19 protein-coding genes are annotated in these 20,917 nt (G+C 63.4%); 10 read left to right on the forward strand and 9 right to left on the reverse strand.

Annotated features, from left to right (window positions below; genetic code table 11):
• Positions 1-136: 136 nt before the first annotated feature.
• The 3 genes from purM to ASD64_RS04390 are packed head-to-tail and all read left to right on the forward strand — an operon-like array spanning position 137 to position 2,462.
• Entirely contained in the window at positions 137-1,201 is a 1,065-nt protein-coding gene (gene purM, locus ASD64_RS04380; protein ID WP_056101209.1) for a phosphoribosylformylglycinamidine cyclo-ligase, read from the forward strand.
• Positions 1,198-1,911: a phosphoribosylglycinamide formyltransferase gene (gene purN, locus ASD64_RS04385; RefSeq protein WP_056101212.1), complete on the forward strand. Its 714-nt coding sequence runs from the start codon at positions 1,198-1,200 to the stop codon at positions 1,909-1,911. The genes purM and purN overlap by 4 nt, the downstream gene beginning before the upstream one ends.
• An 11-nt stretch (positions 1,912-1,922) precedes the next feature.
• Positions 1,923-2,462, forward strand: coding sequence for a SixA phosphatase family protein (locus ASD64_RS04390; RefSeq protein ID WP_056101215.1), 540 nt, complete (start codon positions 1,923-1,925; stop codon positions 2,460-2,462).
• Here the strand turns inward: ASD64_RS04390 and ASD64_RS04395 are convergent.
• The 4 genes from ASD64_RS04395 to ASD64_RS04410 all read right to left on the reverse strand — a co-directional run bounded on the left by ASD64_RS04395 (position 2,459) and on the right by ASD64_RS04410 (position 7,909).
• Complete coding sequence (locus ASD64_RS04395; protein ID WP_056101218.1) at positions 2,459-4,567, reverse strand: molybdopterin oxidoreductase family protein; 2,109 nt, start codon at positions 4,565-4,567, stop codon at positions 2,459-2,461. The two genes, ASD64_RS04390 and ASD64_RS04395, sit on opposite strands and share 4 nt — an antisense overlap.
• Before the next feature lie 62 nt (positions 4,568-4,629).
• On the reverse strand, positions 4,630-4,845 hold the full coding sequence (locus ASD64_RS21465; RefSeq protein ID WP_156460005.1) for a hypothetical protein: 216 nt from the start codon (positions 4,843-4,845) through the stop codon (positions 4,630-4,632).
• Positions 4,846-5,449: 604 nt separating this feature from the next.
• On the reverse strand, positions 5,450-7,327 hold the full coding sequence (locus ASD64_RS04405; protein ID WP_056101224.1) for an ABC-F family ATP-binding cassette domain-containing protein: 1,878 nt from the start codon (positions 7,325-7,327) through the stop codon (positions 5,450-5,452).
• Positions 7,328-7,396: 69 nt separating this feature from the next.
• Complete coding sequence (locus ASD64_RS04410; RefSeq protein WP_056101227.1) at positions 7,397-7,909, reverse strand: DinB family protein; 513 nt, start codon at positions 7,907-7,909, stop codon at positions 7,397-7,399.
• 58 nt (positions 7,910-7,967) lie between these two features.
• On the opposite strand from ASD64_RS04410, the gene ASD64_RS04415 reads away from it, so the two are divergent.
• On the forward strand, positions 7,968-8,660 hold the full coding sequence (locus tag ASD64_RS04415) for a glutathione S-transferase family protein (protein WP_056101231.1): 693 nt from the start codon (positions 7,968-7,970) through the stop codon (positions 8,658-8,660).
• A 93-nt stretch (positions 8,661-8,753) separates the two neighbouring features.
• Positions 8,754-9,176 carry a nucleoside-diphosphate kinase gene (ndk, locus tag ASD64_RS04420; RefSeq protein ID WP_056101234.1) on the forward strand — a complete coding sequence of 141 codons (423 nt, stop codon included), beginning with the start codon at positions 8,754-8,756 and terminating at the stop codon, positions 9,174-9,176.
• 102 nt (positions 9,177-9,278) lie between these two features.
• Here the strand turns inward: ndk and wrbA are convergent, their stop codons facing one another.
• Positions 9,279-9,917: an NAD(P)H:quinone oxidoreductase type IV gene (gene wrbA / locus ASD64_RS04425; RefSeq protein ID WP_056101573.1), complete on the reverse strand. Its 639-nt coding sequence runs from the start codon at positions 9,915-9,917 to the stop codon at positions 9,279-9,281.
• A 180-nt stretch (positions 9,918-10,097) separates the two neighbouring features.
• On the opposite strand from wrbA, the gene ASD64_RS04430 reads away from it, so the two are divergent.
• From ASD64_RS04430 to ASD64_RS04445, 4 genes are all read left to right on the forward strand, one after another.
• Positions 10,098-10,838, forward strand: a complete 741-nt coding sequence (locus ASD64_RS04430; protein WP_056101237.1) for a competence/damage-inducible protein A — start codon at positions 10,098-10,100, stop codon at positions 10,836-10,838.
• Between the two features lie 102 nt (positions 10,839-10,940).
• Positions 10,941-11,774, forward strand: coding sequence for a universal stress protein (locus ASD64_RS04435; protein ID WP_056101240.1), 834 nt, complete (start codon positions 10,941-10,943; stop codon positions 11,772-11,774).
• Between the two features lie 112 nt (positions 11,775-11,886).
• Complete coding sequence (gpt, locus tag ASD64_RS04440; protein WP_056101244.1) at positions 11,887-12,384, forward strand: xanthine phosphoribosyltransferase; 498 nt, start codon at positions 11,887-11,889, stop codon at positions 12,382-12,384.
• 175 nt (positions 12,385-12,559) lie between these two features.
• The gene (locus tag ASD64_RS04445) at positions 12,560-13,051 is read left to right on the forward strand and encodes an NUDIX hydrolase (RefSeq protein WP_056101247.1); all 492 of its coding nucleotides are present in this window, start codon (positions 12,560-12,562) and stop codon (positions 13,049-13,051) included.
• Between the two features lie 13 nt (positions 13,052-13,064).
• Here ASD64_RS04445 and putA read toward each other — a convergent pair whose 3' ends face one another.
• The gene (gene putA, locus ASD64_RS04450) at positions 13,065-16,676 is read right to left on the reverse strand and encodes a bifunctional proline dehydrogenase/L-glutamate gamma-semialdehyde dehydrogenase PutA (RefSeq protein ID WP_056101250.1); all 3,612 of its coding nucleotides are present in this window, start codon (positions 16,674-16,676) and stop codon (positions 13,065-13,067) included.
• Positions 16,677-16,818: 142 nt separating this feature from the next.
• Between putA and ASD64_RS04455 the strand changes: the two genes are divergently transcribed.
• Positions 16,819-17,298, forward strand: coding sequence for an Lrp/AsnC family transcriptional regulator (locus tag ASD64_RS04455; protein ID WP_056101578.1), 480 nt, complete (start codon positions 16,819-16,821; stop codon positions 17,296-17,298).
• Positions 17,299-17,386: 88 nt separating this feature from the next.
• Here ASD64_RS04455 and ASD64_RS04460 read toward each other — a convergent pair whose 3' ends face one another.
• The 3 genes from ASD64_RS04460 to ASD64_RS04470 all read right to left on the reverse strand — a co-directional run bounded on the left by ASD64_RS04460 (position 17,387) and on the right by ASD64_RS04470 (position 20,799).
• The gene (locus tag ASD64_RS04460) at positions 17,387-18,589 is read right to left on the reverse strand and encodes a cytochrome-c peroxidase (protein WP_056101253.1); all 1,203 of its coding nucleotides are present in this window, start codon (positions 18,587-18,589) and stop codon (positions 17,387-17,389) included.
• Between the two features lie 7 nt (positions 18,590-18,596).
• Complete coding sequence (locus tag ASD64_RS04465) at positions 18,597-19,034, reverse strand: FixH family protein (protein ID WP_320410175.1); 438 nt, start codon at positions 19,032-19,034, stop codon at positions 18,597-18,599.
• Positions 19,035-19,341: 307 nt separating this feature from the next.
• Complete coding sequence (locus tag ASD64_RS04470) at positions 19,342-20,799, reverse strand: NAD-dependent succinate-semialdehyde dehydrogenase (RefSeq protein ID WP_056101255.1); 1,458 nt, start codon at positions 20,797-20,799, stop codon at positions 19,342-19,344.
• Positions 20,800-20,917: the final 118 nt, after the last annotated feature.

A 20,917-nucleotide genomic window follows, 5' to 3' on the forward strand; every position in this document is an offset into this window, starting at 1 on the left:
CAGCCGAACTGCAAGGCACTCAGGAAGCTGGACCAACCACTCACTCTTTCCCCATGCTGGTGATAGTGTGAGTGACCACTTGCCTTGCGGGAAAAAGCCGTTCATGCGATGAGCCCGCGTTGTTAAGGGAAAAGCGATGGCCGAGCACAAGAGTGGGCTGACCTACGCCGAGGCTGGCGTCGACATTGACGCCGGCAATCTCATGGTCGAGAAGATCAAACCGCTTGTGCGCGCCACACGCCGGCCTGGCGCTGACGGCGAGATCGGCGGCTTTGGCGGCTTGTTCGATCTCAAGGCCGCCGGTTTCGTGGACCCGGTGCTGGTAGCGGCCAATGACGGCGTCGGCACCAAGCTGAAGATTGCGATCGATGCCGGCAAGCATGACACGATCGGCATCGACCTGGTCGCCATGTGCGTCAACGATCTCGTCGTGCAGGGCGCCGAGCCGCTGTTCTTCCTCGACTATTTTGCCACCGGCAAACTCGATCCCGAACAGGGCGCGGCAATCGTAGACGGCATCGCAAGGGGTTGCCGTCAAGCCGGTTGCGCCCTCATCGGCGGCGAGACGGCCGAAATGCCGGGCATGTATCACGGCAACGACTACGACCTCGCAGGTTTCGCCGTCGGCGCCGCCGAGCGCGGCCAGCTTCTTCCGACCGACGATATTGCCGAAGGCGACGTGTTGCTTGGCCTTGCCTCGTCGGGCGTGCATTCCAACGGCTTTTCGCTGGTGCGGCGCATCGTTGCGACGAGCGGCCTCGAATGGCCCGACAAGGCTCCCTTTGCTCACGGCGAAACCCTTGCCGAAACCCTGCTGGAGCCCACCCGGATATACGTCAAGTCGGTCTTGAAGGCGATCCGCGGCACCCACGGCATCAAGGCGTTGGCCCACATTACCGGCGGCGGCTTCCCCGACAATATCCCACGCGCCCTGCCAAAGGATTTTTCGGCCGAACTCGACCTCAACGCCATCGATGTGCCGCCGGTGTTCAAATGGCTGGCCAAGACCGGCAATGTCGCACCCGATGAAATGATGCGCACCTTCAACTGCGGCATCGGCATGGCCATCGTCGTGGCGTCAGGCCAGGCGGCGCAAGTGGCGGCCGTGCTGCAGGAGGCGGGCGAAACAGTCACGCCGGTCGGCCGCATCGTCCCGCGCCGTGACGCTGGTGTCATCTATCGCGGATCCCTTGACCTATGAGCCTCGTGCGCAAACGTACCGTCATCATGATCTCGGGGCGCGGCTCCAACATGGCGGCATTGATCGAGGCGGCGGCAGACCCTGCCTATCCGGCCGAGATCGTGGGCGTGATTTCCGACAAGCCGGATGCGGCGGGCCTTGGCATTGCGGCATCGCGAGGTATCGCCACGCGCGCTGTTGCGCGCGCCGACCATGCCAGCAAGGACGCCCATGACGGCGCAATCGACGCGGCGCTGTCTTCCTTTGGCGCAGAGATCGTCGCCCTAGCAGGCTATATGCGGCTTCTCACGACCCCGTTCGTGGAGAAATGGGCAGGCCGCATGATCAACATCCACCCTGCCCTGTTGCCGGCTTTCAAAGGGCTGGACACGCACCAGCGCGCGCTGGCGGCCGGGATGCGGGTGCATGGCTGCACGGTCCATTTCGTGACGCCGGAGACGGACGACGGGCCAATCATCGCACAGGCGGCAGTTCCGGTGCTTGTCGGCGACGACGAATCGTCGCTTGCAACGCGCGTGCTCAAGGCGGAACATGGCCTCTACGTGCTTGCGCTGAAACTGGTGGCGGAAGGCAAGGTCAGCATGGTCGACGGCAGGTCGGTGTTTTCCGCCACGAGCCGCCTTGTCGAGAACGGCGACCAGTCTGTCCTGTCGCCCGCTGCATTGCGCGACGATGTCGACCTCGAAGCGCTGGCACGCTTCACCCCCTGAATGGCGGCGAAATGAGGCAACTGTTCCTGCTCCGCCATGGCAAGTCGAGTTGGGACAATCCTGCCCTGCCGGATTTTTCCCGGCCACTGGCCGAACGCGGCAGGAAGGCTGCACGACTTGTCGGCAAGGAAATGGCCAGCCGTGGCTGGATGCCGGATCTGGCCATCGTTTCGGCGGCGATACGCACGCGCCAGACCTGGGAACGGATCGTGGCGCAATGGCCGAAAAATGCCTGCGTGTTCGAATTTTCCGATGCCATCTATGAGGCTCAGCCCGAGCGGATACTTGCGGAAATCCGCAAGGTAAACGGATCGATCCAGTCTCTGCTGGTGATCGGCCACAATCCGGGCCTGGAAACGCTGGCCTGGCAACTGGCCTCGACCACATCGGACGCCAATGCGTTGCAGACGATGTCGCGGAAATTTCCCACCGGCGCGGTCGTTCGTTTCCAGACCATGGAAAGATGGGCGAACCTGCACCCCGCTTCTGCCGACCTGACGGATTTCCTGCGTCCAAAGGACCTCGCGTGGTCTATTCTCCCGTCTTCCTAAGCTGCCGCCCTGATCCACACCTTGTTGTCGTGAACCGGATCGCCGCCATAGGGTGCCGGCGCGTCCGACCCGGTCAGAACGTTGATGCCTTCGCCACGTTCATGCGCGCCGTTCGGCCATATGCCTTCGGCTATAACGACACCACGCCTGACGCCATCGAACAGCTTGGCGTGAAGGACAACTTCGCCGCGCCTGTTGCCGATCTCGACGCGATCGCCGTCCGACAGGCCGAACATGGCCGCGTCCTGTGAGTGGATGAGCAGTTGCGGCCGCCCTTCCCTGGCTTTCGACACCGGCGTTTCGGTAAAGCTCGAATTGAGGAAATTGCGGGCCGGCGAAGTGGCGAGCCGGAACGGATGCTCCTCGTCCGCGACCTCGATCAGGTCGACATGGTCAGGAAATTCAGGCAGCCGCTGATACGGGCCAAGCACCCCCATGGAACGTGGCGGCCTGTTGGGTGCGGATTGCCCCGTCCAGTCCGGCTTGAACCGGAATTTCCTGTCCGCATGCCCGAAGCCATTGAGGAAGTGCGCCTCTTCGAACGCCGGCTGCAGATCGGTCCACTTCTCTTCCTTGAAGGTAGCGAACGTCCCCAGCCCGCGCTTTGAAAGGATTACGTCGATATGTTCGCGCTCGGTCATGCCGAAGCCCGGCCGATCCGCGACACCCAGACGCTTGGCCAGTTCCTCGATGACGAAATGGTTGGTGCGCGGCCCAGGCGGCGGATCGACCAGCTTGGGGCCGAGCGTGAGATGCTGGTTGCCGCCGCCCTTGTAGATGTCGTCGTGTTCCAGGAACATCGTGGCAGGCAAGACCACATCGGCCAGTTGGGCCGTATCGGTCATGAACTGCTCGTGCACGCACATGAACAGGTCGTCGCGCAGCATGCCCCGCTTCACCAGCCGCTGCTCCGGCGCGACATTGGCCGGATTGGTGTTCTGGATCAGCATCGCCGTGACCGGCGGCCCGCCGTAGAGCGCGTCCTCCGCACCGGTCAGCACCGGGCCGATGCGCGAATGGTCGAGGTAACGGATGCTGCGGTCGCGTAGCCGCGTGCCCTCAAGCAGCTCCGTGTTGAGCTTGTAGATGCCCGAATTGGAGTGGAATGCCCCACCGCCTTCATATTGCCAGTTGCCGGCGACCGCCGCGATGCAGGAAGCGGCATGCATGTTGACCGAGCCGTTGCGCTGACGCGAAAAGCCGTAGCCGAGACGGAAATAGGTGCGTTTGGTGGTGCCGACCAGCCGGGCGAAAGCGACGATCTCTTCAACCGGCAGACCGGTGACGGCTGACGCCCATTCCGGCGTGCGGGTGGCCAGATGCGCCTCGAGGCCCTTTGGGTCGTCGGTGTATTTTTCGAGATACGGCCAGTCGGCCATGCCTTCCTTGAACAGGACATGCATGACGGCGCAGGCAAGTGCCGCATCGGTTCCGGGCTTGACGATCAGACCGATGTCGGCCTGCTTCATGGTGGCATTTTCGTAAACGTCGATGACGACGATTTTGGCGCCGCGCTCCTTGCGGGCCTTGATGGCGTGCGTCATCACATTGACCTGCGTGACCACGGCATTGGTGCCCCAGATCACCACGCAGTCCGATTTCGCCATTTCGCGCGGATCCGGGCCGCGGAGCGCGCCAGCGCCCATCATCCAGCCGGTCCATGCCAGGTTGGTGCAGATCGAACCGAAGAAACCCGAATATTTCTTGGCGTGGCGCAGCCGCTCGATGCCGTCGCGCTGCACCAGGCCCATCGTGCCGGCGTAGAAATACGGCCATACCGTTTCCGAGCCGTATTTCGCCTCCGCCGCGTCAAACTTCTGGGCAACGAGATCGAGCGCCGCTTCCCAGCTTGCTTCCTTCCAGTTTCCGTCGCCCTTGGCACCGGCGCGCACCAGCGGCTTCAAGAGGCGGTCGGGATGATGGATGCGGTCGGCGTAGCGGGCGACCTTGGCGCAGACGACGCCGGCGGTGTAGCTGTTCTCCTTCGAGCCGTGGATACGGCCAATGCGGTCCGGGCCCAGCAATTCCACATCGAGCGCACAGGTGGACGGGCAGTCATGCGGACATGCCGAATGGCCGAGGCGGAGCTTGATATGCGAGTTCATGCGCCATCGTATAGCGCCGATCAGGCAGGCCTTGTAGGGGCAATAAGTTGAAGCCCTTGATCCTATGACGCCTCGACCGGTTCGCAGCCGAGGGCTTCGCTGCTCAAAACATCGTGGAACGCCATCATGCCGACGAAGACCAAGGCCTGGCGGCTGTCCATCCCAACCGGGCAAAAGCCGCCCTCGCACCAGGCCTGACAAGAACCGGCGGCACGGCAATCACGAAGCGCGCAGGTTTGGTAGTGAGCGAACATATCGGCCACCAGCGCCCGAGCCATGCAGGCGATGAGTGGCCTGTAGGTCGTGGCGTCAGGCTCCGGTCCTGAACTTTCGGTGGCGGCTTTATATTGCCTCGTTGTCGACTTTCTACGCATGGTGGTGCCTCCAGTCACGGTTGCTCATTCCCGCGGCGTGAAAACGTCCGGGTCGATGAAGGGTGGGAAGACGGGCGGCCGTTCGGACGCTCGTTTGGTAAGTAATGCGACCTTGCGGCCGCCCGTCCGGCGTCTTCCCTCAACCGACGCACCGGCCATTCAGCAGGCCGGCCACAAGGGCCGGTATGCGCTGGCACACGGCGCCCGGTTCGAGGGCCGGACTTGGGGGTTCATCACCCAGCCGCCTACCGAAGACGGCCAGCCCGGCGCCGCCGCCCTCTCCTGATCCCCGGTCCGGACCAGGTCTCCCGCGAAGGCGGTGAGCGAATTATGAAGGCGACGCGAAGGGAGTGGACGAACAGGGTAGTGAATTTTTGCGGGAAGTTAGCGGGATCAATGGGTTGCGGGAGGACGTGTTACGGAACCGGATCGGTCGATCCACATTCGGTGACACCCGATCAGAACCGCAAATGGATTCACCAAGTCATTCCGACAGGTGAAGGAGCCCCTACTCGGCGATGCCTTCTTCATATTCGGCAGACATTTCCAGCCATTTTTCCTCATGGCGGGCAAGTTGGCCGGACAATTCGGACCGCTCCTTGGCAAGGCGCGTCGCCTTGATCGGGTCCTTTTCATAAAGCGCCGGATTGGCCAGTTCGTCCTCGATGCCGTCCATGCGCTTGCGCAGCCGATCCATCAGCGCCTCGGTGGCGCGGATTTCCTTGGCCAGCGGCTCCAGCGCGGCGCGACGGGCGGCAGCTTCCCGACGTTTGTCGGCCTTCGAAGCCTTTTCGGCCTCACGCCGCTCGCGGCTGTTGGCGGAAACACCCGTCACCAGCGTCTTGTAGTCGTCCAGATCGCCGTCATAGGCATTGACCGCGCCATCCTTGACCAGCCACAGCCGATCGACGGTCGCCTCCAAGAGGTGACGGTCGTGCGAAATCACGATCACCGCGCCCGGAAAATCATTGAGCGCATGGACCAGCGCCTCGCGCGAATCGATGTCGAGGTGGTTGGTCGGCTCGTCGAGGATGAACAGGTTCGGCCCGTCGAAAGCGGCAAGCCCCATCAGAAGCCGCGCCTTTTCGCCGCCCGACAAATCCTTGGCGACGGTGTTCATCTTCTCGGTTGCCAGGCCAAATTGTGCAACGCGCGCCCTCACCTTCGATTCCGGCGCATCCGGCATCAGGCGGCGCACATGCTCGTAGGCATTCTCGTCCGGACGCAAATCGCCGAGCTGGTGCTGGGCGAAGATCGCGGTCTTGAGGCCCGGCGCCACCGTCATCGTGCCGGTCTCCGCCTTCAAGCGCCCGGAGAGCAGCTTGGCGAAGGTCGACTTGCCGTTGCCGTTGGCGCCGAGCAGGGCGATGCGGTCGTCGGCATCGATACGCAGCGTCATTCTCTTCAGCACGGGGGAACCCGGCTGATAGCCGACATCGACACCCGACAGGGCTACGATCGGCGAGGCAACCGTCTTGACCGGTTCCGGGAAGCTGAACGGACGCACAGAATCGTCCACCAGGGCACCAATCGGCTTCATCTTTTCCAGCGCCTTGATGCGCGACTGGGCCTGCCTTGCCTTGGAGGCCTTGGCGCGGAAACGGTCGACGAAAGATTGCAGATGCTTGCGGGCGGCTTCCTGCTTGACCCTGCCCTTTTCCTGCAATTCGCGCTGCTCGGTCCATTGCCGCTCGAACTGGTCATAGCCGCCGCGCCAGAAGGTGAGCTTCTTCTGGTCGAGATGGACGATGGAGTTGACGGCGCGGTTCAAGAGATCGCGGTCATGCGAGATCAACAGCACGGTGTGCGGATATTTCGCGACATAGTTCTCCAGCCAGAGCGTGCCTTCAAGGTCGAGGTAGTTGGTCGGCTCGTCGAGCAGCAGAAGATCAGGTTCGGAAAACAGCACCGCCGCCAGCGCCACGCGCATGCGCCAACCGCCGGAAAAGGACGACGCCGGCCGCCTCTGGGCCTCGTCGTCGAAGCCGAGCCCGGCAAGGATGGTCGCTGCCCGCGATTCAGCCGAATGCGCATCTATGTCGGCGAGCCGGATGTGGATTTCGGCAATGCGGTGCGGGTCGGTCGCGGTCTTTTCTTCCTCGAGAAGGGCGGCCCGCTCCTTGTCGGCCTTCAGCACGATCTCGATCAGCGGCTCCTCGGTGCCGGGCGCTTCCTGCGCAACCTGGCCGATGCGCGTGCTGCGCGGCAGGTCGATGGACCCGGTCTCGGAGGGGAAGTCGCCCGTGATCGCCTTGAACAGCGTCGTCTTGCCAGTTCCGTTGCGCCCGACAAGCCCGGCCTTTGCGCCGGCTGGCAGGGCCAGCGAGGCGTGGTCGAGAAGGAGACGCCCGGCGATGCGCAGCGATAGATTGTTTATGGTCAGCATTGCGGGCTTTTGACTGAGCCGGGGGCGAAGTGCAAGCCCCGGTCGGATTCAGCCTCGACGCGTACCCGGTCAGGCAAACGCCCTGCCCTCTTCCGTACGCTGGAAATAGACCAGATCGAGCGGCACCGAAGGACGGCCAAGAACCGTCAGGATCATGTGAGCCTGGCCCCGATGATGGGTCTGGTGGTTGAAGAAATGGGCGAGCGCCGGCGCCAGACGCTGCGAGATGGTGCGCATGTCGGTGACGGTCATGTATGAAAACCGCCCGGCGAGCGCCTTGTCCGACAGGCTGTCCACCCACGCCACGATGCGCTTGTCCTCGGCCTGGCGCGCCACCCGCAATGCCGGAAGCGCGCGGTGGATGATCGCATCCAGCGTGGCCGGCGCATCGCCTTCGCCGGTGAAGCGCTTCATCCAGACGCGGTCGGCGGTCAGCATGTGGTTGAGGGTTCCCAGCATCGAGCCGAAAAAGGCGCCGGTGTCGCGGCCGAACTCGTCTTCGGACAGGTCTGCGCAAGCATCGTAGATACGACTGTTGGCCCATTGATTGTAGGCCGCAAACATCATGAAATGTCGTTTCATCAACTGCCCCGCCGCGCATTTCGCACCGCTTACCTACCCGTCAGAAAGACCAACGCCAATGACCATTCTCGTCTATGACCTCGTCGGCCGCGATGAGGCGCGCCCGTTCAGTCCGCATTGCTGGAAAGCCAAGATGGCGCTGGCGCACAAGGGCCTCGACTTCAAGGCGGTGCCGACGCGCTTTCTCGAGGTTCCAAAAGTGGAAGGCGGAGTGTCCAAAACCATCCCGGTCATTCGCGATGGCGACAATACCGTAGCAGATTCCTTCGCCATCGCCGTCTATCTCGAAGAGACATATCCGGCTCGGCCATCCTTGTTTTCAGGCGAAGGCGGCAAGGCTGCCGCGCGCTTTGTCGAGCGCTGGGCGCAGACCCAGCTTCACCCGTTCCTCGGCTCGGCTGCGCTTATGGAAATCCACCACGCCCAGGATGACGCGAACGCGGCCTATTTCCGCGAGAGCCGCGAGGCGCGCTATGGCAAGAAGCTGGAAGACGTCGGCGCGGAACGCGACGCGCATCTGCCGGCCTTCCGCAAGAAGCTGGAACCGTTGCGCGCGATGCTGGAATACCAGCCTTTCATCGGCGGCCAGTCACCGCTGTTTGCAGACTACATCGTCTTCGGCGCCCTGCAGTGGGTGCGGGTGTCGTCGGCCTACGCGTTCGTTGGCGACGACGACAGGCTGATCCGCGACTGGTTCGAGCGCTGCCTCGATCTCCACGGCGGCCTTGGCCGCAAATCGGCGGCGGCGTGAAGCCGGACCAGGTTCGTTCCCCTTGGCAAGGATGCGGGCGGCTTGTATAGAGCCGCCACCAATCAATCCTGAAATCTGAAGAAGGACGACCAAATGGCGCTCGAACGCACGTTTTCGATGATCAAGCCGGATGCCACCCGGCGCAACCTGACCGGCGCCATCACCAAGATGCTGGAAGATGCCGGCCTGCGCGTCGTCGCGTCGCGCCGCGTGTGGATGAGCCGCCGCGAGGCGGAAGGCTTCTACGCCGTCCACAAGGAACGTCCCTTCTTCGGCGAACTGGTGGAGTTCATGTCGTCGGCTCCGACGATCGTGCAGGTGCTGGAGGGCGAAAACGCCATCGCCAAGAACCGCGAAGTGATGGGCGCGACCAACCCGGCCCAGGCCGCCGAAGGCACCATCCGCAAGGTTCATGCCCTGTCGATCGGCGAAAACTCCGTGCATGGCTCGGATGCGCCGGAAACCGCCGCGCAGGAAATCCGCTACTGGTTCTCGGATACCGAAGTCGTCGGCTGAGCCTCGACCAGGCTTCCAACCAATGTAAAAAACCCCCGGCCTGCGCCGGGGGTTTTTATTTGTGATGCCGCCAAAGGCGACAGAATTGCCAGGGCTGGAAGCTTACTCCGCCGCCTCCTGAAGCGGCTGGGTCTCGCTCGATGCGCCGTGCAGCCTTGCGGCGATCTCGGCGACGCGCTTGCCCTGGAAGTGGGCACCTTCCAGTTCCTGCGCGGATGGCTGGCGCGAGCCGTCGCCGTCGCTGGTGGTGGTCATGCCATAGGGCGAACCGCCGCGCACGACGTCATTGCCCATCTGGCCCTGATAGGCATAGGACAGCGGCACGATGATCATGCCGTGGTGCTGCAGCGACGCCTGCGTGCTGAGCAGGGCCAGTTCGGCGCCGCCATGCTGGGTGGCGGTCGAGACCATGACCGAGCCTACCTTGTCGAGCAGCGCGCCCCTGGCCCACAGCGGACCGGTCTGGTCGAGGAAATTCTTCATCTGCGAGGCGATCGCACCATAGCGAGTGGCGGCGCCGATGATGATGGCGTCGTAGTTTTCCAGTTCGGCAGGCGTAGCGACTTCCGCTTCCTGGTCAAGCTTGTAGTGAGACGCCTTGGCCACTTCCAGCGGCACCAATTCGGGAACACGCTTGATCGACACGTCTGCGCCGGCGGCGCGCGCGCCTTCGGCTGCCGCCTTGGCCATTTGCTCCATGTGACCGAAGCTCGAATAATAAAGAACAAGTACCTTCGCCATTTCCATCTCCAGAATGTTGCACTGCGGAAGCCAGCCCCGCGAGCACCGTATCTAAGTCCTGGATCGTTCACCGGAAGATACCCATATGCAGACAGTTCGTTCACTAAATTAATATCTTTGCGACCTTTGCCCGCTCGGGCTATGTGACAGGCGCCCCCTGTTCTGCCCGGAGCCCCCTCCATGCCCGAAATCGTAACTGCCGCGATGCTTGTCATCGGCGACGAGATTCTCTCGGGCCGGACCAAGGACAAGAACATCGGCCACCTCGCCGACATCATGACGGCGGTCGGCATCGATCTGAAGGAGGTGCGGATCGTTCCCGACGAGGAAGACGAGATCGCCGCCGCCGTGAATGCCGTTCGTGCCCGCTACACCTACGTCTTCACCACCGGAGGCATCGGCCCGACGCATGACGACATCACCGCCGATTCGATTTCAAAGGCGTTCGGCGTGCCGTGCGAATACGATGCAAAGGCCTATGCCATGCTGGAAGACAGCTATGCCAAGCGCGGCATCGAATTCACCGAGGCGCGCAAGCGCATGGCGCGCATGCCGCGCGGCGCTGCCCACATCGACAATCCGGTTTCACTGGCGCCCGGATTCCGCATCGGCAATGTCCATGTCATGGCGGGCGTGCCGTCGATCTTCCAGGCCATGCTCGATAATGTCGTGCCGACCTTGAAGACCGGGACCAAAATGCTGTCGGCAACTGTTCCATGCCCACATGGCGAGGGCCTGATCGGCGGACCGCTGGGAGATATCCAGAAAAGGCATCCCGACACCATCATCGGTTCATATCCGAAATTTGGCGAAGGTAAGTTCTGGACCGAACTGGTCGTGCGTGCCCGCTCGCAAGAATCGCTGGACGCGGCGCGCTCCGAGGTTGAAACTATGGTCGCGAGTTTTGCCACGACCGGCTGACAAGTACGTTTCAATGAGGCACCACTCGATCCGGAACCGGGCCGACCTCGACTGCGTTTCTTAATCGCGGCACCGCCGCGGAAGCCAGATGAGGATACGAGCATGCGTTTCGAAACGATCGTTGCCATCCTTCAAAGCGAGCATGACGCCACTCGCGTGCTCGATTGCGCCATCCCGCTGGCAAGCCGGTTTGAAGGCCATCTCGTCGGCATTCATGCGGAAGCGATTCCGGCCGCATACACGTCAGCTACAGGCTTTCCCGACACCGAGTTCCTTCAGGTTTCCGCCGAAATCAACAAGGAGCGCACCGACAAACTCCGCGCTGCATTTCTCAAACGCACCGAAGACGCCGGTCTGTCCTATGAATGGCGCAGCCTTGAAAGCTTTTCCGGCGACAGCGCGCTTACCGGCATTTCAAGCGTACGCGCCGCAGACCTGGTGATCGCCGCCCAGCGCGACATCGGCGGCGACGAAGGCGCCGATGTCGATAGCCTCGTCTACGAGGCCGGGCGCCCGGTTCTGGTGGTGCCGCATTCGGGAGCCATCATCACCAGCTTCAAGCACATTCTTCTGGCCTGGAACGGCAGCAAGGAAGCCGCCCGCGCCGCTTTCGACGCCATTCCCTTCATGGCCGAGGCGGAGAGGACGGATGTTCTGGTGATCGACCCGCCCGACGTGCCCGAACACAGCGCCCACGCTGCTGGCGCCGAAATTGCCGCAGCCCTTTCGCGCCATGGGGTTTCCGTTCGCGTCTCGATCCAGAAATCCGACGGCGTGCCCATCGAAGAGATTCTCCAGGATCGCATCGCCGCGAGCGGCGCCGATCTTCTCGTGCTTGGGGCCTACAGCCACTCATGGCTGCGCGAATTGCTCTTCGGCGGGGTGACGAGGACCGTGCTCCGCTCGATCCCCGTGGCGGCCTTCCTGTCGCGCTGACAAATGTCGTCCGGCCGCACTGCGGCCTTGCCAAGTGTATCGATTTCCGGCTAATTCCGCCCGCATCCCTTATGATCTGCGCGCTCAGGCGCGGCTGCGGAGTGCGCCACGAATGTCCCTTCCCGAAAAAGCCTTCCCGGTATCCTGGGACCAGTTCCACCGCGACTCCCGCGCGCTTGCATGGCGGCTGGCGGGCGTTAACTCGCAGTGGAAGGCGATCGTGTGCATAACGCGCGGCGGATTGGTGCCGGCCGCCGTCATCTCACGCGAACTCGGCATCCGCGTCATCGAAACCGTTTGCGTCGCCTCTTACCACGACTACACCTCGCAGGGGCAGTTGCAGGTGCTCAAGCAGATCAGCCCACCGCTTCTGGCAAACGACGGCGAAAACGTCCTTATCATCGATGACCTGACCGACACTGGAAAGACCGCCGCGGTGGTGCGCGCCATGCTGCCGAAAGCGCATTTCGCAACCATCTACGCCAAGCCGAAAGGCAGGCCGCTGGTCGACACCTTCGTTACCGAGGTCAGCCAGGACACGTGGATCTATTTTCCATGGGATATGGGCTTCACCTACCAAAAGCCCATAGCGGACGATCACGCCGGCTAATTCGAAACTCATCGCACTGCAATCGCGCATACTTCGAAAGGCGGCCTTGGCCGCCTTTTTGCTGTTGGGGGCACGGGTTTCCCCACCGTGGTAAAATTTTTACTTTTGTTACACGTAATTAGCCGTACTGTTTATGAGACGGCAAACGATTCCTGAATTCTGGCGCTGCTTTCGCATGTTGATGGGGCCTCAAGCACACGAGCATCTGGCCGAAAGGGTTCGCAAACTCTTCGGCACCGTGCCGTTGCGCCTGCAGGTTGCCGCGTTGCCCTGGCGGGAGCAGGACGGCAGCGTCGAGATCATGCTGATCACAAGCCGCGATACGGGCCGCTGGGTGCTGCCGAAAGGCTGGCCCGAGGCACGGGAACCTTTGTGCGACGCAGCAGCACGCGAAGCCGGAGAAGAGGCCGGATTGAGCGGGCGGATTTCCCCGATCGAAGCCGGGCGCTATTTCTACGCCAAGGCCCTTCCCTCAGGCGAGGAAGTGCCGTGCGAGGTGCTGGTGTTCCCATTGAAGGTCGGCGCCATCGCAGAGCGCTGGAAAGAGAAGCGCGCCCGTACGCGTCGCTGGGTTGCATGCGCCGAGGCCGAGCACATGGTCGCCGAGCCGGACCTGTCTCAGATCATCGCCTATTTCTGTGCGAACAGGCATCAATTCGCAGCATAGCCAGCGGCATCCTTTATGCCGCCGCGAGCAGGCTGGCATTGCCGCCGGCGGCGGTGGTGTCGACGCAGACGGCGCGCTCATGCGCGTAAGCAGCCGGATAGAGCACTTCGCTGACCAGCGGCACGATCGGCCCTTCGCGATTTGCAACAGCCGCGCGTAGAGGTTTCATGTCGGTGGCAGCGCCGGAGAAGGCGACCACGTCGATCTTCAGCGCCGCAATATCGGCTGGCTCGATGCGGCCATCGATGGCGGCGAGCGGCAGACCCTTGCCGGTGAGCGGCGAAAGGACAGACGACGCACCGGGGGCAACGGCCAGCACCGCGTTGCCGGCGGCAAGCGCCTGGATGACCTGCGCCAGCAAGGTGTCGGCATCCGGTCCCAGCGCCAGCACACGCCCGCGCGGCACCAGCGACAGCGAATTGGCCTCGCCGGTCGGACCGGGCAGATCGACCTGGCCGAAATCGAGCGAAGCCGCAGCCGCGATGGCCGCAGTTCCCTTGCCGCGCAGATGCTTGCGCAGGATGGCGACGCGGTCGGGCCGCGTGGCCCATTCACCCAGTGCCGGATCGGGCAGATTATCCTTAAGTTCGGCCGCCGCGATCGCGCGGCCTTCGGCCTCTACCGAACCGGCCTCGGGACCCTTGCGGAAGCGGCGCAGATAATGCGGACCGCCGGCCTTCGGGCCGGTGCCGGACAGGCCCTCGCCGCCGAATGGCTGCGAGCCGACGACGGCGCCGATCTGGTTGCGGTTGACGTAGATGTTGCCGGCATGGATGCCGTCGACGAAATGCTGGGCGCGGCCTTCGATGCGGGTGTGCAAGCCGAAAGTCAGGCCATAACCCTTGCGGTTGATGGCGGCGATGACGGCATCGATCTTCTCGGCCTCGAAGCTGGCGACATGCAGGACAGGGCCGAACACCTCGCGCTGCATGTCCTCGATGCCCTTGACCGACAGGACATGCGGGGCGACGAAGCGGCCGCCATGCGGCGCATCGAGCTTGGCGATCAACCTGCCCTTCTCTTCCATGTCCTTGCAGTAGGCGGCGATGGAGCCTTGCGCCTCGTCATCGATGACCGGGCCGACATCTGTCGCAAGCTGCCAGGGATCGCCGACGGTCAGCGCCTTCATCGCCCCGGTCAGCATTTCCAGCATCTTCTTTTCCACGTCCTTCTGGACGTAGAGAACGCGCAAAGCCGAACAGCGCTGGCCGGCGCTCTGGAAGGACGAGGCAAGGATATCGCGCACCGCCTGCTCGGGCAGCGCGGTGGAATCGACGATCATGGCGTTGAGACCACCAGTTTCGGCGATAAGCATCGCATCGGGCGCGGCGGTCTTGGCGAGCTGCTTTTCGATCAGCTTGGCGACCTCGGTGGAGCCGGTGAAACAGACGCCGGCGATACGCGGATCGGCGGTGAGCGGCGCGCCGACGCTGGGGCCGTCACCCGGCAGAAGCTGGATGATGTCTTCCGGTACGCCGGCTTCGCGCAGCAGCTCCACGGCGCGGAAGGCGATGAGCGGCGTCTGTTCGGCCGGTTTGGCGAGGACCGAGTTGCCAGTGACAAGGGCGGCCGCGATCTGGCCGGTGAAGATGGCAAGCGGGAAGTTCCACGGCGAGATGCAGACGATGGCGCCACGCGCCATGGTGCCGGCTTCCGCATTGGCGGCTTCGGCGGCGTAATAGCGCAGGAAATCGACCGCCTCGCGCACTTCGGCGACGCCATCGGCCAGCGTCTTGCCGGCCTCGCGCGTGGCCAGCGCGAAGAACTCCACCGCATTGGCTTCGTAAAGATCGGCGGCGCGGCGCAGGATTGCCGCGCGCTCGGCGACCGGGCACGCGGCCCAGGCCGGCTGCGCTTCGACGGCGATCTTGACGGCAGCGGTTACCTGCTTTGCGCTCGATTCCGTCACCGTTCCGACACTGTCGGCCGGGTTGGCGGGATTGGAGATCGGGCGCGCCTTGCCCGCACCCCCGGCGCGGGTGAGCGGCTTGGCCTGCCAGCGGTTCCGGCTCAGGAACGGCTTCCTGCCCTTTTCGATCTCGGCAAGCGTGACGACATCGGTGATGTCCCAGCCCTTGGCGTTGCGGCGGCCGCTGCCGAAAATGTCGAGCGGGCGGGCGATGTTGGGGTTGGCGGCGGCCCCCTGATGCTCGGCCGCTTCAAGCGGATCGCGGGCGATTTCCTCCGGCGGCACGTCCTCGTCGGTCAACTGATGGACGAAGGAAGAGTTGGCGCCGTTTTCCAGCAGGCGGCGGACCAGATAGGCGAGCAGGTCGGAATGCGCGCCGACCGGGGCGTAGATGCGGCAGCGCGTGCCCTCGGCCTTGCGCACGGCCTCGTGCAACTGCTCGCCCATGCCGTGCAGGCGCTGGAATTCGAAGCTGTCGCGATCCGAAGCCATCGACAGGATGGCGGCGACGGTATGCGCATTGTGGGTGGCGAATTGCGGGTAGATGCGGTCGGTCATCGAGAGCAGCTTGCGGGCGCAAGCGATGTAGGAAACGTCGGTGTTCACCTTGCGGGTGAAGACCGGATAGCCGGACAGGCCCATGGTCTGGGCGCGCTTGATCTCGGTGTCCCAATAGGCGCCCTTGACCAGGCGCACCATGATGTTGCGGTTGTATTTCTTCGCCAGTGCATGGAGCCAGTCGATGACGAAGGCGGCGCGCGGACCATAGGCCTGCACGACGACGCCGAAGCCGTTCCAGTCGGAAAGACGGTCATCGGCCAGAACTCGCTCAATGACGTCGAGCGACAGGTCGAGGCGGTCGGCTTCCTCGGCGTCGATGTTGAGGCCCATGCGGGCGTTGCGCGCCGCGAGTGCCAGCGACAAAAGCCGCTCGGCCATTACCGGCAGCATGGTATCCTTCTGTGCCACTTCATAGCGTGGATGCAGCGCCGACAGCTTGACCGAGATGCCGTGATTCTTGCGGATGTCGGGGCCGTTGGTGCCGGAATTCAACGAAGAGATGGCATCGGCATAGGCCTTGAGATAGCGCAGCGCGTCGGCCTCGGTGCGGGCAGCCTCGCCCAGCATGTCGAAGGAATAGAGGTAGCCCTTGGCGGTCATCGAGCGGCCGCGCTTGATGGCCTCGGCAATGGTGCGGCCAAGCACGAACTGCTCGCCCATTTCGCGCATGGCGGCGGCAACCGCCTTGCGGATGACCGGCTCGCCCAACCGGCGCACCATGGAGCGCAGCATACCTTCGATGCCGCCCTCGTCTTCGTCGAGGACACGGCCGGTGAGCATCAGCGCCCAGGTCGAGGCATTGACGAAGATGGAGGACGAGCCGCCCGAATGCGCCGACCAGTCGTGCGGGGCAATCTTGTCGGCGATGAGGTCGTCCATGGTCTCGGCATCGGGCACGCGCAGCAGCGCCTCGGCCAGGCACATCAGCGCCACGCCTTCCTTGGTGGAGAGGCCGTAGGCGGACAGGAAAACCTCCATCAGCCGCGGATCGGACGAACCGCGGACGGCGCGCACCAGATTGGCGGCGCGCGCCGAAATCGCCTTGCGCTGGTCGCCGGAAAGAGCGGCGGCCTCGGCCAGCCGCTTCACGGCGGCATCTTCGTCGGGAAGGTAATTGGCGCGAATCTGCTGGCGGATAATGTCGAGCGGGGGCATGGCGGTCCTGTCGAAACGGATGCAACAACGGGACGGTCCAGATGCGTCCGGACCGGTGCTGCAGAAGCTAGCACAGGACCGGTTTTTTGGCCGGTCCAAAGAATTCGACACGGCAGCGCACTTGGACTATCCTTATCCAGACATGACAGTTCAAACGCCTGCCAATCCCGTCGCAATAGACCAATTGGACCGCATCGACCGTAATATCCTGTCGGCGCTGGCGGCTGACGGACGGCTTTCCATGGCCGAACTGGCGACAAAGGTCGGGCTGTCGAAGACGCCGGTGCAGGCGCGCGTGAAGCGGCTGGAAAAGGACGGCTATATTCGCGGCTATGCGGCCATCATCGATCGCGAGCGGATGGGCGAAGGCCATGTCGCCTTCGTGCAGGTGAAGCTGTCGGACACGCGTTCGGCGGCGCTGGACGCGTTCAACCGCGCCGTCCAGAGCGTGCCGGAGATCGAGCAGTGCCACATGATGGCGTCGAGCTTCGACTATCTGCTCAAGGTGCGCACGCGCGACATCGCCGCCTATCGCCGCGTGCTGGGCGAGCGGATCTCGGCGCTGCCGCATGTGGCGCAGACATCGACCTTCGTGGCGATGGAGACGGTGAAGGACCGGTAGAGCGGTTCATGAAACTTCTCTAATTCATTGTTTCTACATAATTCTTGACGGGAAATCGGTTTCGACTTTTCCTGGAATCGCTCCAGAGCTAATCGCTCAACGTTTTCAGGAAGGCGACGAGCGCCGAACGCTCGCGCTCGGACAACTGGACAGGATGTTGCTCGGTGGTGCCTTCAATGCTGGCGGGGGCATTGAGATAGTTATCGACCACCTGCTCCAGCGTCGCGAACTGGCCGGCGTGCATGTAGGGCGGCCGGGTGGCAACGCCGCGCAGCGACGGCGTCTTGAAGGCGCGAACCAGTTCCTCGCCGGTCTTGCGGATGAAGCGCAACTCGCCGCAGGCTTCCACTCCGCCGTCGCGATAGGGGCCGAGGCAGTTGAACGGATCGGCCTCGACTTGCGCGAGCGCGTCGATGCGGCCACGGTCCGGCGGCAGACCCGGTCTTGGGGAAACGCCGACATTGTGGAAGCTGCCGTCGGTGAACAGTGGGCCATTGTGACAGGTGACGCAGTTCGCCCTGCCGATGAACAGCTTGAGCCCCTGCATCTCCGCATCGGACAAGGAAGCGTCGCCTTGTGGTTCGGTACCGGAAGCGAGCGCTTCGGCAAAGTGGTCGAAGCGCGTCGGCGGCGGCATCAGCGACCGTTCGAAGGCGGCGATGGCCTTGCCGATATTGGCGAAGACGCGGTTGACGCCGCCGCGCTGGTCCTCGTTCATCGCGGCCCACGCTGCCCTTTCGGCATCGGTGCCGAATGGACCCGCCTTGGCCGGTATGCCGTAAAGGTCGGGCAGCGGACCGAAAATGCGCTCGTAGCGCTCGCCGAAGCGCGCCTTGATGTAGTGGGCGTAGGCGGCGCGGTTGCCGGCATGCTCGAGCGGGTTTTCGAGCGGCGTCAGCGCCTGCGACCAAAGGCTGTCGCGCCTGCCGTCCCAGAAGAACCACGCATTGTAGGCGACACCGGCAAGCGGCATGGTGCGCCGGTTGGTGCGGCCAACGCCCATGCCAAGCGGCAGGTCATCCTGGAACTGGCGGTCTATTCTGTGGCAGGTCGAGCACGAGACGGTGCCGTCGCGGCTGAGTTTCTGATCGAAGAACAGGGTCGAGCCGAGGGCGGCGGCCCCCGGATCGTCCGCGAAACGGTTGGTGGTGTCGGGCTTGAGCGGTGGCAGCGCGGAAAGCGACAGCGAGGCAATGGTGGCTTTTTCCGCATCGGAGAACTGCGGCTTGCCGCAACCGGCCAGCATCGCGGCCAATGCAAGGGCAAGGCAAACCGAAGCGATGCGCGTCATCACCCACTCACAGCGCCAGGTTGAAGACCACGGTATCGGACCCTGCCGCCGCCGATATCGACAGCCGCAATTGCCACCAACCGCGCATGGTGAATTTCATGCCTTCGATACGATAATGGCCGTTTCCAAGGTAACCGGTCACCTGCGGGCTGGTCGGCAGGCCGTGATTGTGCTCCGGCATGCCGCCTGACACGTCGATCGCGGCGTATTCAACCGGCTTGCCGGATGCCGTCTTGACGGTCACCAGCCACGCATGCAGATCGCCCTGCCACACTGTACTGCTCTCCGGCTCGATGCTGACCGTGAAAAGCCCGTTTACCGTTTTCCGGGAGCGGGAAATATCCGAATCGGCTTCGTGGCGTCCGAACCCGCTCACATAGACGGCAGCCAGAACGCCGAGCAGCACCGCCGCGAGGCAGCACGCAGCCAGAAGATAACGCCCCAACGATGCCAAAACCGCTCCCTTTGCAGTATGAACGCAGACCGATGCCGTCTGCATCCCCTTTGGCGGGAAAAAGCGCAAGCCGCGCCGCGCATGAGGTCATGCGCCGCCAGAAATCTACTGCATCGGTACTACGCCCGGGAGACAAATGTGCCAAAAAGAAAACGGGCGCGCTGATGAAGCGCGCCCGTTCGTAAAAGGCGATAGGCGGCGCGATCTTTCAGATTCGCTGGCCGCGCTCTAAGTATTTGTTTTTATGCATGTCGTTGTCCCGAAACCGGTTCCCACTTTCGGGCGACATGCATTAAATTCAGAGGCCGAGGCCGCCGATGCAGACATATTTGGTGTCGAGGTAGTCATCCATGCCCTGATGACCGCCTTCGCGGCCGAGGCCCGACTCCTTGACGCCGCCGAAGGGCGCTTCCGGCGTGGTGATGACGCCCTCGTTGACGCCGACCATACCGTATTTCAGGCCTTCCATGACGCGGAAGGCGCGGCCGAGGTCGCCAGTGTAGAAGTAGCAGGCAAGGCCGAACTCGGTGTCGTTGGCGAGCGCGACCGCTTCTTCCTCGGTCTCGAACTTGAAGACGGGAGCCAGAGGCCCGAAGATCTCGTCCTTCATGAACTTCATCTGAGGTGTCGCACCGGAAATGACGGTCGGCTCGAAGAAGGAGCCGCCCAGCGCGTGACGCTTGCCGCCGGAGACGATCTTGCCGCCCTTGGCGACGGCGTCCTCGATGAATTCCTCGACCTTCTCAACGGCCTTGACGTCGATCAGCGGACCCTGCTGCACGCCGTCTTCGAGACCGGAGCCGACTTTCAAGGTCTTTGCGGCTGCAGCCAGTTTCTCGACGAACTTGTCGTGAATGCCGGCCTGAACGAAGAAGCGGTTGGTGCAAACGCAGGTCTGGCCCGAATTGCGGTACTTGGCGGCAATGGCACCCTGCACCGCACGATCGATATCAGCATCGTCGAAGACCAGGAACGGCGCGTTACCGCCGAGTTCCATCGATACCTTCTTGACGGTCCCGGCCGACTTCTGGATCAGCATCTTGCCGATCTCGGTCGATCCGGTGAAGGTGATCTTCCTGACCAGCGGATTGGAGCAAAGCTCGTCGCCGATTTCGCCGGCCGAACCGGTGACGATGTTGACGACGCCCTTGGGGAATCCGACTTCCTCGCACAGCGCGCCCCAGGCAAGGCCCGAGTAAGGCGTCTGCGAGGCAGGCTTGACGACCGCCGTGCAGCCGGCAGCGAGCGCCGGGCCGAGCTTGCGCGACAGCATCGAGGACGGGAAATTCCACGGCGTGATGGCGGCGATGACGCCGACCGGCTCCCTGGTCACCAGGACCCGGCGATCCGCCCACGGAGAGGGCACCACGTCGCCATAGGCGCGGCGGGCCTCCTCGGCGAACCACAGCACATAGGCCGCGGACGAACCGACCTCGCCCTTGGCTTCGGTCAAGGACTTGCCCTGCTCCAGGGTCAGCAGTTCGGCCAGGACGTCCTGATTGTCCATGATGGCGTCGTGCAGTTTGCGCAGCAACTTCGAGCGCTCGAGCGCCGAGGTCTTGCGGAACGACTTGAATGCTTCTTCCGCAGCCTCGATGGCGCGACGGGTTTCGGCGCCGCCCGCCTTCGGCACGGTTCCGATCTTGAGACCGGTGGCGGGGTTGATGACATCGATGGTCTGGCCGGAATCGGCCTGCACCCACTCGCCATTGATGAGATTGGCCTGCCGCATGAAATGGCTGGTTTTCTGGAGCATGGTCTCGCCTCCGTTTGGCGCTCCTGGCGCCCATATATGGATTTCGCGGAAGGACGCGTCCGGGTTGATCGCGCGTCCGATCAGCGCTCTTACCCCACGGCAAGCGTGCCGATCAATC

This window comes from Mesorhizobium sp. Root157, from assembly GCF_001427385.1.
Classification (GTDB): Bacteria; Pseudomonadota; Alphaproteobacteria; order Rhizobiales; family Rhizobiaceae; genus Mesorhizobium.

Excerpts from the sequence above, each read along its gene's own strand:
- purM (WP_056101209.1), top strand. The coding sequence starts at position 137 with ATGGCCGAGCACAAGAGTGGGCTGACCTACGCCGAGGCTGGCGTCGAC.
- purN (WP_056101212.1), top strand. The coding sequence starts at position 1,198 with ATGAGCCTCGTGCGCAAACGTACCGTCATCATGATCTCGGGGCGCGGC.
- ASD64_RS04390 (WP_056101215.1), top strand. The coding sequence starts at position 1,923 with ATGAGGCAACTGTTCCTGCTCCGCCATGGCAAGTCGAGTTGGGACAAT.
- ASD64_RS04395 (WP_056101218.1), bottom strand. The coding sequence starts at position 4,567 with ATGAACTCGCATATCAAGCTCCGCCTCGGCCATTCGGCATGTCCGCAT.
- ASD64_RS21465 (WP_156460005.1), bottom strand. The coding sequence starts at position 4,845 with ATGGCTCGGGCGCTGGTGGCCGATATGTTCGCTCACTACCAAACCTGC.
- ASD64_RS04405 (WP_056101224.1), bottom strand. The coding sequence starts at position 7,327 with ATGCTGACCATAAACAATCTATCGCTGCGCATCGCCGGGCGTCTCCTT.
- ASD64_RS04410 (WP_056101227.1), bottom strand. The coding sequence starts at position 7,909 with ATGAAACGACATTTCATGATGTTTGCGGCCTACAATCAATGGGCCAAC.
- ASD64_RS04415 (WP_056101231.1), top strand. The coding sequence starts at position 7,968 with ATGACCATTCTCGTCTATGACCTCGTCGGCCGCGATGAGGCGCGCCCG.
- ndk (WP_056101234.1), top strand. The coding sequence starts at position 8,754 with ATGGCGCTCGAACGCACGTTTTCGATGATCAAGCCGGATGCCACCCGG.
- wrbA (WP_056101573.1), bottom strand. The coding sequence starts at position 9,917 with ATGGCGAAGGTACTTGTTCTTTATTATTCGAGCTTCGGTCACATGGAG.
- ASD64_RS04430 (WP_056101237.1), top strand. The coding sequence starts at position 10,098 with ATGCCCGAAATCGTAACTGCCGCGATGCTTGTCATCGGCGACGAGATT.
- ASD64_RS04435 (WP_056101240.1), top strand. The coding sequence starts at position 10,941 with ATGCGTTTCGAAACGATCGTTGCCATCCTTCAAAGCGAGCATGACGCC.
- gpt (WP_056101244.1), top strand. The coding sequence starts at position 11,887 with ATGTCCCTTCCCGAAAAAGCCTTCCCGGTATCCTGGGACCAGTTCCAC.
- ASD64_RS04445 (WP_056101247.1), top strand. The coding sequence starts at position 12,560 with ATGTTGATGGGGCCTCAAGCACACGAGCATCTGGCCGAAAGGGTTCGC.
- putA (WP_056101250.1), bottom strand. The coding sequence starts at position 16,676 with ATGCCCCCGCTCGACATTATCCGCCAGCAGATTCGCGCCAATTACCTT.
- ASD64_RS04455 (WP_056101578.1), top strand. The coding sequence starts at position 16,819 with ATGACAGTTCAAACGCCTGCCAATCCCGTCGCAATAGACCAATTGGAC.
- ASD64_RS04460 (WP_056101253.1), bottom strand. The coding sequence starts at position 18,589 with ATGACGCGCATCGCTTCGGTTTGCCTTGCCCTTGCATTGGCCGCGATG.
- ASD64_RS04470 (WP_056101255.1), bottom strand. The coding sequence starts at position 20,799 with ATGCTCCAGAAAACCAGCCATTTCATGCGGCAGGCCAATCTCATCAAT.